The organism is Kitasatospora sp. NPDC049285, assembly GCF_040678815.1.
Classification (GTDB): domain Bacteria; phylum Actinomycetota; class Actinomycetes; order Streptomycetales; family Streptomycetaceae; genus Kitasatospora.
In genome coordinates this window covers 106098-119658 of sequence record NZ_JBFAQR010000008.1, presented here as the reverse complement: position 1 = coordinate 119658, position 13561 = coordinate 106098, and the positions used below count along the sequence as shown (strand labels likewise).

The following is a 13561-nucleotide window of genomic DNA, read 5'->3' as shown; positions in this document are numbered from 1 at the left end:
CGGTGCTCCCTCACCCCGCATCGACCGAGGAGCCCTCTCGCGTGAGTGCCAACCAGCCCGCTGCCGTGATCGTGCTCGCCGCCGGCGGCGGCACGCGGATGAAGTCCAAGGCCCTGCCGAAGGTGCTGCACGAGATCTGCGGACGCTCCCTCGTGGGCCACGCGGTCGCCGCCGCCGGTGAGTTGACGCCCGGTCAGCTCGTCGTCGTGGTCGGCCACCTGCGCGAGCTGGTGGAGGCCCACCTGGCCGCCCACTACCCGGCCGCCCGCCCGGTGGTCCAGCAGGAGCAGAACGGCACCGGCCACGCGGTGCGCACCGCGCTGCAGGCGCTGGCCGCCGACGGCGTGGAGCTGGACGGCACCGTGCTGGTGACCACCGGCGACGCCCCGCTGCTGACCGGCGACACCCTGGCCGCGCTGGCCGGCGCCCACGCCGAGCAGGGCAACGGCGTCACCGTGCTGACCGCGATCGTCCCGGACGCCACCGGCTACGGCCGGATCCTGCGCGCCGCCGACGGCCGGGTCACCGCGATCGTCGAGCACAAGGACGCCACCGAGGAGCAGCGCGCCGTCGCCGAGATCAACTCCGGTGTCTTCGCCTTCGACGCCAAGCTGCTGGCGCACGCGCTCTCGCTGGTCGGCACCGACAACGTGCAGGGCGAGGAGTACCTGACCGACACCCTGGAGATCCTGCGCGCCGAGGGCCACCGGGTGGGCGCGGTGGCGGCCGCCGACTACCGGGAGATCGTCGGCATCAACGACCGGGTGCAGCTCTCCCAGGCCCGCCGGATGCTGAACGACCGGCTGCTGGACCGGGCGATGCGGGCCGGCGTGACCGTGGTCGACCCGGCCTCCACCTGGATCGACGTCCAGGTCAGCTACGAGCCGGACGCGGTGGTGCTGCCCGGCACCCAGCTGCACGGTGCGACCCACCTGGGCGAGGGCTGCGAGGTCGGTCCGAACTCGACGCTGACCGACACCCGGGTCGGCGCGGGCGCCAAGGTGAGCAACACCACGGCGGACCGCGCCGAGATCGGCGAGTCGGCGAGCGTCGGCCCGTACGCCTACCTGCGGCCCGGGACCAAGCTGGGCCGGAAGGCGAAGGCCGGCACCTACGTGGAGATCAAGAACTCGGAGCTCGGCGAGGGCGCGAAGGTCCCGCACCTGTCGTACATCGGGGACGCCACGATCGGCGAGGGCACCAACGTCGGTGCGGCGTCCGTCACAGTGAACTACGACGGCGTGAACAAGCACCGCACGGTGATCGGGGCCCACTGCCGCACGGGTTCCGACAACATGTTCATCGCTCCGGTGACGGTGGGTGACGGTGCCTACACCGCCGCCGGATCGGTCATCACCAACGACGTCCCGCCGGGTGCGCTGGGCGTCGCGCGGGCCCAGCAGCGCAACATCGCGGGCTGGGTTGAGCGGAAGCGGCCGGGTTCGGAGTCCGCCCGGGCGGCCTCCGAGGCCAACGGCACGGCCTGACCTCCGGGACGCGGCCGGGGATCTTGCAGGGTGGTCCCCGGCCCCGACCCGTGTCCGGGGCGCGTAACCTGAAGTACATACGTGCGCCATCGGGGCCTGGCCGGCCGTGTCTCGGCGTACTCACCCAATGCGAGGAGACGGTGCAGTGAGCGGGATCACGACCTCCGGTGAGAAGAAGCTCAAACTCTTCTCCGGCCGTGCCCACCCCGGACTTGCCGAGGAGGTGGCCCGCGAACTGGGCACCGAACTCGTCCCGACCAAGGCCTTGGACTTCGCCAACGGCGAGATCTACGTCCGCTTCCTGGAGTCCGCCCGCGGGGCGGACTGCTTCGTGATCCAGAGCCACACGGCTCCGATCAACCAGTGGATCATGGAGCAGCTGATCATGATCGACGCGCTGAAGCGCGCGTCGGCCCGCAGCATCACCGCGATCCTCCCCTTCTACGGCTACGCCCGGCAGGACAAGAAGCACCTCGGCCGCGAGCCCATCTCGGCCCGCCTGGTCGCCGACCTGCTCCGGCAGGCCGGCGCCGACCGTCTGATGGCGGTCGACCTGCACACCGCGCAGATCCAGGGCTTCTTCGACGGCCCGGTGGACCACCTGTTCGCGCTGCCGATGCTCGCCGACTACGTGGGCGACCGGGTTCCCGACCGCTCCAAGCTGACCATCGTCTCCCCGGACGCCGGCCGGGTGAAGGTCGCCGACCAGTGGTGCGACCGCCTGGGCGCCCCGCTGGCGATCATCCACAAGCGCCGCGACATGTCGCAGGCGAACACCATCCTCTCCGCCGAGGTGGTGGGTGACGTCCGGGACCGGGTCTGCGTCCTGGTCGACGACATGATCGACACCGCCGGCACCATCTGCGCGGCCGCCGAGGCGCTGTTCGACGCCGGCGCCGCCGACGTCATCGTCGCGGCCACCCACGGCGTGCTCTCCGGCCCGGCCGCGGACCGGCTGAAGAACTCCCGGGTCAGCGAGTTCGTCTTCACCAACACCCTGCCGACCCCGGCCGAGCTGGACCTGGACAAGATCACCACGCTCTCCATCGCCCCGTCGATCGCCGCCGCGGTCCGCGAGGTGTTCGAGGACGGATCGGTCACCAGCCTCTTCGAGGGCGTGCACTGACACCTCGTCAGCCACTGGAACCGGCCCCCGGCGCACGCTGCGCCGGGGGCCGATTTCTCGCTTCGCGGCCGACCCGTTAGGCTGGGGAGACTGCTCGGCGAGGGATGCCACCTGTGCTCCGTGATCGACGCGCGTGAACGATTGCGCATGATCGAGCCGCCGAGCGCCCCCCAACGCAATTTGAGGGTGTGGCCCGGCGGCTCTGTCGTTCCTGCACCCCTTCGCCTTCACGAGGAGTGCCGTCGTGTCCGAGATCCGCCTTGCCGCTGAAGCCCGTACCGAGTTCGGCAAGGGTGCCGCCCGTCGCGCCCGCCGCGCCGGCTTCGTCCCCGGTGTCGTCTACGGCCACGGCCACGCCCCGGTTCACCTGAACCTGCCCGGCCACGAGCTGATGATGGCCCTGAAGACCCCGAACGCCCTGCTGGTCGTGCCGATCGACGGCAAGGACGAGTTCGTGCTGCCGAAGGCCGTCCAGCGCGAGGCCATCAAGCGCTCCATCGAGCACGTCGACCTGCTGCTGGTCAAGCGCGGCGAGAAGGTCACCGTCGAGATCCCGGTCCACACCGAGGGCGAGCTGGCCCCCGGCGGCAACCTGATCGAGAACGTGCTGAACGCCCTCCCGATCGAGGCCGAGGCCACCCACCTGCCCGAGTCGGTCACCGTCTCCGTCGAGGGCCTGGAGGCCGGCGCCTCCATCACCGCCGGCGACATCGCCCTGCCGTCCGGTGTGACCCTGGCCGTCGAGGCCGACGCCGTGGTGCTCCAGGTCATCGGCGCCCAGGCCCCCGAGGCCACCGAGGAAGAGGCCGCCGAGGCCGCCGAGGAAGCGGCCGTCGAGGCCTGATCCCCGCGATCCCCGCGCTGCCCCGGCCGCCTCGCGCTCACGCGCGACGGCCGGGGCAGCGGCGTGTTCCGGGATGATGACCCCACAGACACCCGCGTGAGGAGCGCAGCGCTATGAGCGAGTACGACGGCCCCTGGCTCGTGGTGGGCCTCGGCAACCCCGGCAAGGAGTACGCCCGCAACCGGCACAACATCGGCTTCATGGTGGTCGAGCTGCTGGCCCAGCGGATCGGCGCCAGGTTCAAGGCCCACAAGAGCCGCGCCCAGGTCGCCGAGGGGCGCCTCGCAGGCAAGCGCGTCGTGCTGGCCGAGCCGATGACCTTCATGAACCTCTCGGGCGGCCCGGTCACCGCGCTGCGCGACTTCTACAAGGTCCCGGCCTCGGCGATCGTCGCGGTGCACGACGAACTCGACCTGGACTACTCCGTGCTGCGGCTCAAGCTCGGCGGCGGCGACAACGGTCACAACGGCCTGAAGTCGATCACCAAGTCGCTCGGCCCGGACTACCACCGGGTGCGCTGCGGCATCGGCCGCCCGCCCGGCCGGATGGAGGTCGCCGACTTCGTGCTGAAGGACTTCTCCGCCACCGAGCGCAAGGACCTCGACTGGTTCGTCGACCGGTCCGCCGACGCCGTCGAGGCCCTGCTCTCCGAGGGCCTGGAGCGCGCCCAGCAGAACTACAACTCCTGAGTCTTGACTGTTCGTCAGGTTCAACACAACGGTCGTGCAACGCTTGCCCGCAGGTCACCCGAACGGGGCCGGATCACACCGTTCCATCGGATACGGTCGGACTCGTCCAGGGGTTGAGGTGCAGTCGTAGGGGGTAAGCACCATGGTTCGGTCCGCACGTGCGCTCGGTGCGGTAGGCGGGGCGGTCCTCCTGCTCGGCGCCGTCACCGGCGTCGCCGCCGCCGAGACCCCCGCCGCCTCCCCCGCGCCCGAGCCCGCCGCGGCCCGGCTCACCCCGCCCGCCACCGCCTCGGTCGGCTCGGCCGGCATCTACGCGGTCGGCGGCGGCCTGGTGGTCGTCGCGGGCGGCGCGGCCACCTGGCTGCGCAAGCGGAAGAAGAGCTGACGCACAACAGGATCCGCCCGAAGCGAGAACTCCCGCTTCGGGCGGATCCTGTTGTCTGCGTCAGTCGCTGCGGGGCGCGGCTCCGGGCGTCAGCCGGTGTTGCGCAGGCCGGCCGCGATGCCGTTGACGGTGAGGAGCAGCGCGCGGGCGCGCAGCGGGTCCTCGGGGCGGCCGGTGGCGACCTCCTCGCGCTGGCGGCGGAGCAGTGCGACCTGGAGGTAGGAGATCGGGTCGAGGTAGGCGTCGCGGACGGTGAACGTCTGCTTCAACACCTCGTTGTGCTCCAGCAGTTCGTGCTCGCCGGTGAGGCGCAGCACCTCACGCATGGTCAGGTCGTGCTCGGCGACGATCTGGTCGAAGACGTGGTGCAGCTCGGCGGGGACCAGCTGCTCGACGTAGTGCCGGGCGATCCGCAGGTCGGTCTTGGCCAGCGTCATGGCGACGTTGGACAGGAAGTTCCTGAAGAAGTGCCAGTTCCCGTACATCTCGTCGAGCACGTCCGACAGCCCGGCCTCGCGGGCCGCGGCGAGGCCGGAGCCGACGCCGTACCAGCCGGGGACGATCTGCCGGGACTGGGTCCAGCCGAACACCCACGGGATGGCGCGCAGGCCGTCCAGGCCGGCGCCGCTGTCGGGGCGGCGGGACGGCCGGGAGCCCAGGTGCAGCGAGGCGAGCTGGTCGACCGGGGTCGCGGCGAAGAAGTACTTCGGCAGGTCCTCCTGCTCGACCAGGGCGCGGTAGGAGGTGTGCGCGGCCTCCGAGACCTGGTCCATCGCGGCGTCCCAGCGGGCCAGCTCCTCGGGGGCCTGGCGCGGGGCGGTGTGCAGCGCGGAGGCGGCGAGCGTGGCGGACAGGGTGAGTTCGAGGTTCTCCCGGGCCAGCGACGGCAACAGGTACTTGTCGGAGATCACCTCGCCCTGCTCGGTCACCTTGATCTCGCCCTCCAGCGTGCCCCACGGCTGGGCGAGGATCGCCTCGTGCGAGGGGCCGCCGCCGCGGCCGACGGTGCCGCCGCGGCCGTGGAACAGCCGCAGCCGGATGCCGTAGCGGTGCGCGACGTCGCGCAGCCGGCGCTGGGCGCGGTGGATCTCCCACTGCGAGGTGGTGATGCCGCCGAACTTGGAGGAGTCGGAGTAGCCGAGCATGACCTCCTGGACGTCGCCGCGCAGCGAGACCAGCAGCCGGTACGACGGGTCGGAGAGCATCTCCTCCATGATCCGGTCGGCCTGCTGGAGTTCGTCGGTGGTCTCCAGCAGCGGCACGATGCCGATCTTGGCGATCCCGGCGTGCAGGTCGATCAGGCCGGCCTCGCGGGCCAGCACCGCGGCGGCGAACACGTCGTCCGCGCCCTGGCACATGGAGATGATGTACGACTCGACGATCTCGTCGCCGAAGCGCTCGAAGCCCTCGCGGATGGTGGTGAAGACGCCGAGGGTCTTGGCACCGGCCGGGTCCAGCGGGGCCGGGGTCGGGGCGAGCGGGCGGCGCGAGCGCATCTCCTTGGAGAGCAGGCGCTGGCGGTACTCGCGCGGCATGTCGGTGTAGCGCCAGGCCTCCTCGCCGAGCCGGTCGAAGAGCTGGCCGAGCGCGTGGTGGTGGGCCTCGGCGTGCTCGCGGACGTCCATGGTGGCGAGCTGCAGGCCGAACGCCTCGATGGTGCGGATCGCCCGGGCCAGCCGGCCGTCGGCGATCAGGCCGCCGCGGTGGGCGCGCAGCGAGTCCTGGATCAGCCGCAGGTCGGCGAGGAGCTCGCGGGTGCCGACGTAGTCCCGGCCGGGGAGGTGCGGGGTGCCGGCGGCGAGCCGGTCGCGGGTGTGCTCCAGCTTGATCCGCACACAGGTGGCCTTGAGCCGGTACGGCTCCTCGGCGTTCATCCGCTTGTAGCGCGGGCTGACCTCGGGCAGCTGGGAGAGGTCGGCGTCGAGCGAGGCGAGCAGCTCCTCGGAGGCGCCGGCCAGCCGGACCGAGGTGGAGAGCGAGGCGCGCAGGTCGTCGACGGCGGACAGCGCGTCCATGATGCCGTACTCGTGCTGCAGGTTGAGGACGTCCCAGGTGACCTGCGGGGTGACGTTCGGGTTGCCGTCGCGGTCGCCGCCGATCCAGGTGCCGAAGGTCAGCGGGCGGACCCCCTCGGGCAGCGTGAGGCCGACCCGGGCGAGCTCCTCGTGCAGCTCCTCCAGTACCTCCGGGACGGCGTCGCGGTACAGCTCGTCCAGGTAGTAGACGGCGTTGCGGGCCTCGTCGGTGGGCTCGGGGCGGGCGATGCGCAGCTCGTCGGTCTGCCACAGCAGGTCGATGACCTCGGCGAGCCGGCGGTCGGCCTGGCGGCGGGCGGAGGTCTGCCGGGCGGTGTCGACCTGGCCGGTGGCGGCCTGCTCGCGGTGGATCCGCTCCAGCAGCTCGCCGACCCGGCGGAGCTTGTTCAGCACGCTGCGGCGGGCGGCCTCGGTCGGGTGCGCGGTGAAGACCGGACGGACCGCCAGGTTGGCCAGGGTGTCCGCGAGGTGCTTCGGGTCGGCCTCCTTCAGCTGGTCCGCGGTCTGCGCCAGCACCGAGCCCTCGCGGGCCCGGCGCGCGGCGAACTCCCGTCCGCGGTGCACCTGTTCGGTGACGTTCGCGAGGTGGAAGTAGGTGGAGAAGGCGCGCACCAGCTTCGCGGCGGTGTCCAGGTCGATCTCGGCGAGCAGCTGCGCGGTGGCCTCGCCGTCGGTGCGGCTCAGCAGTCGGACCTGCTCGACCAGGCCCAGCAGTTCGGGGCCCTCCTGCCGGACGAGCGTCTCGCCGAGCAGATCGCCGAGGCGGCGGATGTCCGCGCGCAGCGCCGCGTTGTCCGCGCTGTCGGTGATCGAAGTGGGGTTGTCCGCCGAGATGGGGACCGGAGCGGTCACGGCTGGCTCCCTGTGGTGGTGGGGTTCGGCAACGGCTCTGCCATCACCGCGGTGCGGGTGACGGGTGCGGACCGCGCTGTCCGACGCGACCAGCATAGGTGGCACGGGGTGCCAAGACGGAGAGGTGGCCGGATGGCGGACAGCCGCCCACGCGCACGGGCGAATGACGGCCCGTCGGAACGCCCCGGGTTTCACCTCGCCGCGTCTCCTTCCCGTTCTCCTGCGGTGCGTAAGGTGTCCGCATGAGTGAGAAGCCGGCGGGGGACGGCCTGTGGTGGTGGACGCGTAGGCGCAGTGCGGTGTTGGACGTGGGGCTGGCGGCGGTCGCCGGGGTGGAGTGCGCGCTCGGCGCGTTCCAACTGCTCCGGGGCCGGCTGGAGCTGGGCCTGGGCGCGGCGGTGGCCGGGGTGGTGATCGGGGCGCTGGCGGGCGGCTCGCTGGTGGTGCGCCGCCGCTGGCCGGTGCTGCCGGTGGTGGTCGCGCTGGTGTTCGTGCCGGGCCTGTTCGGCGTGGTGCTGCTGGTGGTGTCGCTGTACACGCTGGCCGCCACCTGGGAGTGGCCGTCGCGGCGCGGCCGGGTGGTGGTGCTCTCGCTGATCGCCCTGGTCGAGACCTTCTTCATGGTGCTGCTGGCGATGTCGGCGCCGGGCCGCGGCACGTCCGAACCGCTGCCGCCGAGCTGGGTGCTGGCGCTGGTGGCCGGCTTCGTGGCGATCGGCATGGCGCTCGCCCCCGTGGTGACCGGCCTGTACGTGGGCGCCCGGCGGCGGCTGGTGCTGTCGCTGCGGGACCGGGCGCACGGCCTGGAGACCGAGCTGACGCTGCTCGCCGAGCAGGCCCGGGAGCGGGCCCGCCGGGCCCGGCTGGAGGAGCGCACCCGGATCGCCCGCGAGATGCACGACGTGGTGGCGCACCGGGTCAGCCTGATGGTGGTGCACGCCGCGGCGCTGGAGCGGATCGTCCCGAAGGACCCGGCCAGGGCCCAGCAGTCGGCGAAGCTGATCGGCGAGACCGGCCGGCAGGCGCTGGACGAGCTGCGGGAGATCCTCGGCGTGCTGCGGATGTCCGACCAGCACGAGGCCGGCGCCGAACCGCCGGTCGGCGGGCTCACCGAGCTGCCCCGGCTGGTCGACCAGTCCAGGGCCGCGGGCATGGCCGTCGCGCTCACCGTCAAGGGCGAGCACCAGGCGTACGTCGCGGAGGCCGAGCAGACCGCCTTCCGGGTGGTGCAGGAGGGGCTGACCAACGCCCACAAGCACGCCGGCGGGGCGCGGGTGTCGGTGCTGCTGGCGTACGTGCCCAACGGGGTGCGGGTCTCGGTGCTGAACGACTGCCCGCAGGGCCAGGCGCCCGCGGTGGCGCTGCCCAGCGGCGGCAACGGCCTGGTCGGGATGCGGGAGCGGGTGCTGGCGCTCGGCGGCAGCTTCAGCGCCGGGCCACGCGAGGGCGGCGGGTTCCTGGTCGAGGCGGTGCTGCCGTCACGCCTGCTGCGCCGGAGCGACCGACTTGCCTGACGCTGCGTCAACACCGGTCGCCCCGACATGACCTGAAAGGTCGTCAAGGCTCGGGCGCTGCGCGGGCGCGCGCGGCGCCAGCAGCCGCCCGACCGGCGGCTGCACCAGCGGCCGCAGCAGCCGCACGCTCGCGGGCAGCGCCAGCACCACCGCCAGGGCCAGCGCGAACGCGCCGAGCAGCGGGAGCGCGACGTACCAGTGGTGCAGTTCGGGCCGCCGGTACAGTCCGGCGTGCTGCAGGACCTTCAGCACCAGGCCGTGCAGCAGGTAGACGTACAGCGACGCCGCACCGAGCCGGGTCCACCTGGTCGGACGGTCCGGCAGCAGGGCGAGGAACGCCGCCCCGGCGAGCAGCGCGACCGCGCCGAGCGCGGCCCGGACGGCCAGCCACGGCAGGTAGCGGGTGTGCAGTTGGGCGGCGCTGTCGGTGTACTCGATCCAGCCCGGGTCCAGCAGCCGCGGCGCGGCCAGCCAGAACCCGGCGGCGACCAGCGCCAGCACCAGCGGGGCCAGCCGGCGGGCCGGCCGGGTGCGCAGCAGCGCGAAGTGCTCGGGGCGCAGCGTGAGGCCGAGCACGAAGAACGGCAGGAAGCCGAGGGTGCGGCCGAGCGCGAACTGCGCCGGAAGCGCGGTCGCGGTGCCCGACGCGGCGGCCACCAGCACCGCGACCGGCAGCGGGCGGCGCAGCGCCGTCCACAGCGGCACCGACAGCCGCCACAGCAGCAGCGAGAGCAGGAACCAGGTCAGCCAGCGCGGCTCCAGCAGGTGCACCGGGAGGCTGAAGCCGGCCAGCTGGTACAGCACTTGGAAGACCAGGTAGGGCACCGCCAGCTGGGTCACCAGGCGCGGCCCGTCCACCGCGGGCCGCCCCGGCCGGGGACGGGCGAAGTAGCCGCACAGGGTGGTGAACAGCGGCATCGCGAAGGCCGCGACGGTGAGCACCGCGCCGACCGTCACCCGGTCGTCCAGCAGTGGCATCCAGGTGTGCGCGCAGACCACCAGCGCGACCGCCGCGAACTTGGCGTGGTCGAACAGCGCGCGGCGCCCGTCCATGGCTTCTCCCCGGAACCTTCACGTTTCTGTCGGGGGCTCAGTGTGCCGGGCGGCCGGGCCGGTCGGTACCGGTTCGCCGAAACGGGCCGCGAACGCCACCCGCCGGGGGTACGGGCGGGTTACTCGTCGGCGGTGCGCAGCCGGTGCGGGGCCAGGCCCAGCACCAGGGTGGCCAGCGCCTGGTCGACGCTCTCGCCGAGGAACCACTCGCCGGTGTGGTCCAGGCTGAACACCCGGCCCTGCTCGTCCACCGCCAGCAGCGCCTGTCCGTGCAGCTCCTCGCCGAGCGGGGCCAGCCGGGTGTCCAGCGCCCGGCCCAGGTCGGCCAGGGTGCGCGGCTGGTGCAGCCCGCAGCGCGGGTCCAGCAGGAACGGGGTGCGGGCCAGCGTGCGGCCCGCGCCCGGCACGTCGAAGGCCAGGCCGCCGAACTCCGCCCAGGCCTCGATCGCGGCCGGGAAGACCGAGTGCTGCGGGTCCAGCGGACCGCCGTACGCGACCAGGGCGTCGGCCCATCGTTCGGCCTGCCGGATCTCCCACCTCCCCGGGTGCCAGCCGGCCTGCTTCAGGGCGGCGGCCACGTCGGCCGGGAAACGGGGCTGGGTGCGGACGGTGCTGGCGTTCAGGGCGGGCTCCGGGAAGTCGGGGACAGGGGAGGGGCGCGGTGGTCCGCGCTCAGCGGCCGGGCGGGCCGACCGCGACGCTGACCACGTTCAGGTGGTCCAGCAGCGGCTCGCACGAGCGGCACGGCGGCGCGTGCGTCCCGTGCGCCGGGTCGCCCTCCTCGCGGATCCGCACCGTGGTCAGCCGGGCGCCCTTCAGCGCCTTGCGGGCCTCCTGCACCGTCATCGGCTTGCGCGCCGCGCGCTTCGAGCGGGAGGCGTCCACCTGCACCAGGTACTGCGACAGCAGCGCCGCCTCCGGGCAGCGGCCGAGGAACCGCTCACGCCGTTCCACCGGCAGCGCGGCCAGGAACTCGCCGACCAACGGGTGCAGCCGCGGCGCCAGTTCGGACTTCTCCCCGGCCAGTGTGTGCACCTCCCCGCCGCGCAGCGACAGCGCGGCGGCGACCGCGGGCAGCAGGCTGTCGCGCTGATGGCGCAGCACGGGCGGCGGGCCCGACGGTTCCATGACTGCTCCTCGGTCGGTGGGCGGCTGACGGACGGTGGGATCCGGTGGAGAGCGACAGGGTCCGGGAAGTGACCGGACGGTGAATCCTCACCCCAGAGCATCCAGCCTGCCAAACCGCTGCGACACCCGCCGCGCCGGGGGGTCGACACGGGGCGCGCGGAGGTGTACGGAGGGCCCCGTTCCGGACCCGCGCGCCCTGGGGCGGCATCCACCGATTTTGCCGAATACGCCCGCCCCGGTGCACCCGGCCGGTACCGTTCCAGCGACGCGACGGCAAGGGGGGTCTTGCGATGATGTCGAACGTCGTGGCGCACGAGGCGCCAGCAGAACACGTACCCACTCCCGGAAGCACCGACCACACACCCGACCGGCGGATCGGACTGGCCGTCATCGGGGCCGGCTACTGGGGACCGAACCTGGTCCGCAACGCCCAGCAGACACCCGCACTGCACCTGCACTGGCTGTGCGACCTCGACGAGCAGCGCTCCCGCCGGGTCCTCGGCGAGTACTCCACCGTCCGCTCCACCACCTCCTTCGAGGAGGTGCTCGCCGACGAGCGGGTGCACGCCGTGGCCATCGCCACCCCGGCCGCCGCGCACCACCGGCTCGCCCGGGCCGCGCTGGAGGCCGGGAAGCACGTCCTGGTGGAGAAGCCGATCACCACCACCGTCGAGGACGCCGCCGACCTGGTCGCCCTCGCCGAGGAGCGCGGCCTGGTCCTGATGTGCGACCACACCTTCTGCTACACCCCCGTGGTGCGGCGGATCCGCGAACTCGTCCACGGCGGCGAGATCGGCGACGTCCAGTTCTTCGACTCGGTGCGGATCAACCTCGGACTGGTCCAGCCCGACGTCGACGTGCTCTGGGACCTCGCCCCGCACGACCTGTCCATCCTCGACTTCGTGCTGCCGCCCGGCGTCGAACCGGTCGGCGTCTCCGCCCAGGCCGCCGACCCGATCGGCGCCGGCCGCGCCTGCGTCGCCTACCTGACGCTGCACCTCTCCAACGGCGCGCTCGCCCACTGCCACGTCAACTGGCTCTCCCCGACCAAGGTCCGCACCACCATGATCGGCGGCTCCCGCCGCACCCTGGTCTGGGACGACCTCAACCCGCAGGCCCGGCTCGCGGTCCACGACCGCGGCGTCGACCTCACCCCGCCCGACGAACTCACCGACGCCATCCGGCACCGCGCCCTGATCTCCTACCGGGTCGGCGACATGGTCGCCCCCGCTCTGGTCGAGCAGGAGGCGCTGCGCAACGTGATGGCCGAGTTCGCCGCCGCCATCACCGAATCCCGCCCCGCGCTCACCGACGGCCGGGCCGGCCTGCGGGTGCTGCGCCTGCTGCACGCCGCCTCCCGCAGCCTCGAACTCGGCGGCGCCACCGTCCCGGTGGACTCCGCCGCACTCCGCACCGACCTCGACCTGATCGCACCTCAGCTCCCCACCCAGGAGAGGGCCACCGCCCGATGAACGCCATCGCCCTCGCGGGCTCCCGCTGCCTCGTCACCGGCGGCGCCGGAACCATCGGCTCCACCGTCGTCGACCAGCTCCTCGAAGCCGGCGCCCGCGAGGTCGTCGTCCTCGACAACTTCGTCCGCGGCCGGATGGCCAACCTCGCGCGGGCCCAGGAGATCGCCGCTCCCGGTCAACTCCGCGTGGTGGACGGGGACATCCGCGACCGGGCGCTGCTGCGCGAGCTGCTCGCCCCGGGCACCGACGCCCTGTTCCACCTCGCCGCGATCCGGATCACCCAGTGCGCGGCCGAACCCCGGCTCGCGCTGGAGATCATGGTCGACGGGACCTTCGACGTCGTCGAGGCGGCGGCGGAGGTCGGCGTCGGCAAGGTGATCGCCTCCTCGACCGCGTCCGTGTACGGCCTCGCCGACGTCTTCCCGACGCCCGAGACCCAGCACCCGTACAACAACGACACCCTGTACGGGGCGGCCAAGGTCTTCAACGAGGGCCTGCTGCGCAGCTTCCACACCATGTACGGCCTGGACTACGTGGCGCTGCGGTACTTCAACGTGTACGGCCCGCGGATGGACGTGCACGGCCGCTACACCGAGGTCTTCATCCGCTGGATGGAGCGGATCGCCGCCGGGCAGCCGCCGCTGATCTTCGGCGACGGCGCCCAGACCATGGACTTCGTCTACACCGAGGACATCGCCCGGGCCAACCTGCTCGCCGCCGCCGCCCCCGTGACCGACCGGGTCTACAACATCGCCTCGGGCACGGAGGTCTCCCTGCGCGGCCTCGCCGACGCCCTGCTCGAAGCCATGGACTCCGACCTCGACGTCGAGCACCAGGCCGCCCGGGACACCGCGGGCGGCGTCGTCCGGCGCCTTGCCGACATCTCCGCGGCGGAACGCGACCTCGCCTGGAAGCCCGAACTGGGCCTGACGGACGGCCTCCGAAAGCTCGTCACCTGGTGGCGCGAACAGTAGT

12 protein-coding genes are annotated in these 13561 nt (G+C 72.9%); 8 read left to right on the top strand and 4 right to left on the bottom strand.

What is annotated here, in order from left to right:
* Nucleotides 1-41 precede the first annotated feature (41 nt).
* From glmU to AB0K51_RS08430, 5 genes are all read left to right on the top strand, one after another.
* Nucleotides 42-1487: a bifunctional UDP-N-acetylglucosamine diphosphorylase/glucosamine-1-phosphate N-acetyltransferase GlmU gene (glmU, locus tag AB0K51_RS08450; protein ID WP_363451957.1), complete on the top strand. Its 1446-nt coding sequence runs from the start codon at nt 42-44 to the stop codon at nt 1485-1487.
* Nucleotides 1488-1632: 145 nt separating this feature from the next.
* Nucleotides 1633-2613 carry a ribose-phosphate diphosphokinase gene (locus AB0K51_RS08445; RefSeq protein WP_363451955.1) on the top strand — a complete coding sequence of 327 codons (981 nt, stop codon included), beginning with the start codon at nt 1633-1635 and terminating at the stop codon, nt 2611-2613.
* Nucleotides 2614-2857: 244 nt separating this feature from the next.
* On the top strand, nt 2858-3457 hold the full coding sequence (locus tag AB0K51_RS08440) for a 50S ribosomal protein L25/general stress protein Ctc (RefSeq protein ID WP_363451953.1): 600 nt from the start codon (nt 2858-2860) through the stop codon (nt 3455-3457).
* A 113-nt stretch (nt 3458-3570) separates the two neighbouring features.
* Nucleotides 3571-4146, top strand: a complete 576-nt coding sequence (gene pth / locus AB0K51_RS08435) for an aminoacyl-tRNA hydrolase (RefSeq protein WP_363451951.1) — start codon at nt 3571-3573, stop codon at nt 4144-4146.
* A gap of 142 nt (nt 4147-4288) precedes the next feature.
* Nucleotides 4289-4531, top strand: coding sequence for a hypothetical protein (locus AB0K51_RS08430; protein WP_363451949.1), 243 nt, complete (start codon nt 4289-4291; stop codon nt 4529-4531).
* An 89-nt stretch (nt 4532-4620) separates the two neighbouring features.
* Here the strand turns inward: AB0K51_RS08430 and ppc are convergent, their stop codons facing one another.
* Entirely contained in the window at nt 4621-7419 is a 2799-nt protein-coding gene (gene ppc / locus AB0K51_RS08425) for a phosphoenolpyruvate carboxylase (RefSeq protein ID WP_363451947.1), read from the bottom strand.
* A 242-nt stretch (nt 7420-7661) separates the two neighbouring features.
* Between ppc and AB0K51_RS08420 the strand changes: the two genes are divergently transcribed.
* Nucleotides 7662-8933, top strand: coding sequence for a histidine kinase (locus tag AB0K51_RS08420; RefSeq protein WP_363451945.1), 1272 nt, complete (start codon nt 7662-7664; stop codon nt 8931-8933).
* Here AB0K51_RS08420 and AB0K51_RS08415 read toward each other — a convergent pair.
* The 3 genes from AB0K51_RS08415 to AB0K51_RS08405 all read right to left on the bottom strand — a co-directional run bounded on the left by AB0K51_RS08415 (nt 8898) and on the right by AB0K51_RS08405 (nt 11114).
* Nucleotides 8898-9986 carry a hypothetical protein gene (locus AB0K51_RS08415; protein ID WP_363451943.1) on the bottom strand — a complete coding sequence of 363 codons (1089 nt, stop codon included), beginning with the start codon at nt 9984-9986 and terminating at the stop codon, nt 8898-8900. The genes AB0K51_RS08420 and AB0K51_RS08415 overlap by 36 nt on opposite strands.
* A 119-nt stretch (nt 9987-10105) precedes the next feature.
* On the bottom strand, nt 10106-10564 hold the full coding sequence (locus AB0K51_RS08410; RefSeq protein WP_363451941.1) for an SUKH-3 domain-containing protein: 459 nt from the start codon (nt 10562-10564) through the stop codon (nt 10106-10108).
* Between the two features lie 94 nt (nt 10565-10658).
* Nucleotides 10659-11114 carry a YwqJ-related putative deaminase gene (locus AB0K51_RS08405; RefSeq protein WP_363451939.1) on the bottom strand — a complete coding sequence of 152 codons (456 nt, stop codon included), beginning with the start codon at nt 11112-11114 and terminating at the stop codon, nt 10659-10661.
* Nucleotides 11115-11404: 290 nt separating this feature from the next.
* Here AB0K51_RS08405 and AB0K51_RS08400 point away from each other — a divergent pair, with 290 nt between their 5' ends.
* Together AB0K51_RS08400 and AB0K51_RS08395 are read left to right on the top strand one after the other, a co-directional pair.
* On the top strand, nt 11405-12586 hold the full coding sequence (locus AB0K51_RS08400; protein ID WP_363451937.1) for a Gfo/Idh/MocA family oxidoreductase: 1182 nt from the start codon (nt 11405-11407) through the stop codon (nt 12584-12586).
* Nucleotides 12583-13560 carry an NAD-dependent epimerase/dehydratase family protein gene (locus tag AB0K51_RS08395; protein WP_363451935.1) on the top strand — a complete coding sequence of 326 codons (978 nt, stop codon included), beginning with the start codon at nt 12583-12585 and terminating at the stop codon, nt 13558-13560. The genes AB0K51_RS08400 and AB0K51_RS08395 overlap by 4 nt, the downstream gene beginning before the upstream one ends.
* The last annotated feature ends 1 nt before the right edge of the window (nt 13561 follow it).

Coding starts and splice junctions, on each gene's coding strand:
- AB0K51_RS08405 (WP_363451939.1), bottom strand. CDS start 11,114: ATGGAACCGTCGGGCCCGCCGCCCGTGCTGCGCCATCAGCGCGACAGC.
- AB0K51_RS08415 (WP_363451943.1), bottom strand. CDS start 9,986: ATGGACGGGCGCCGCGCGCTGTTCGACCACGCCAAGTTCGCGGCGGTC.
- AB0K51_RS08430 (WP_363451949.1), top strand. CDS start 4,289: ATGGTTCGGTCCGCACGTGCGCTCGGTGCGGTAGGCGGGGCGGTCCTC.
- AB0K51_RS08395 (WP_363451935.1), top strand. CDS start 12,583: ATGAACGCCATCGCCCTCGCGGGCTCCCGCTGCCTCGTCACCGGCGGC.
- AB0K51_RS08420 (WP_363451945.1), top strand. CDS start 7,662: ATGAGTGAGAAGCCGGCGGGGGACGGCCTGTGGTGGTGGACGCGTAGG.
- pth (WP_363451951.1), top strand. CDS start 3,571: ATGAGCGAGTACGACGGCCCCTGGCTCGTGGTGGGCCTCGGCAACCCC.
- AB0K51_RS08400 (WP_363451937.1), top strand. CDS start 11,405: ATGATGTCGAACGTCGTGGCGCACGAGGCGCCAGCAGAACACGTACCC.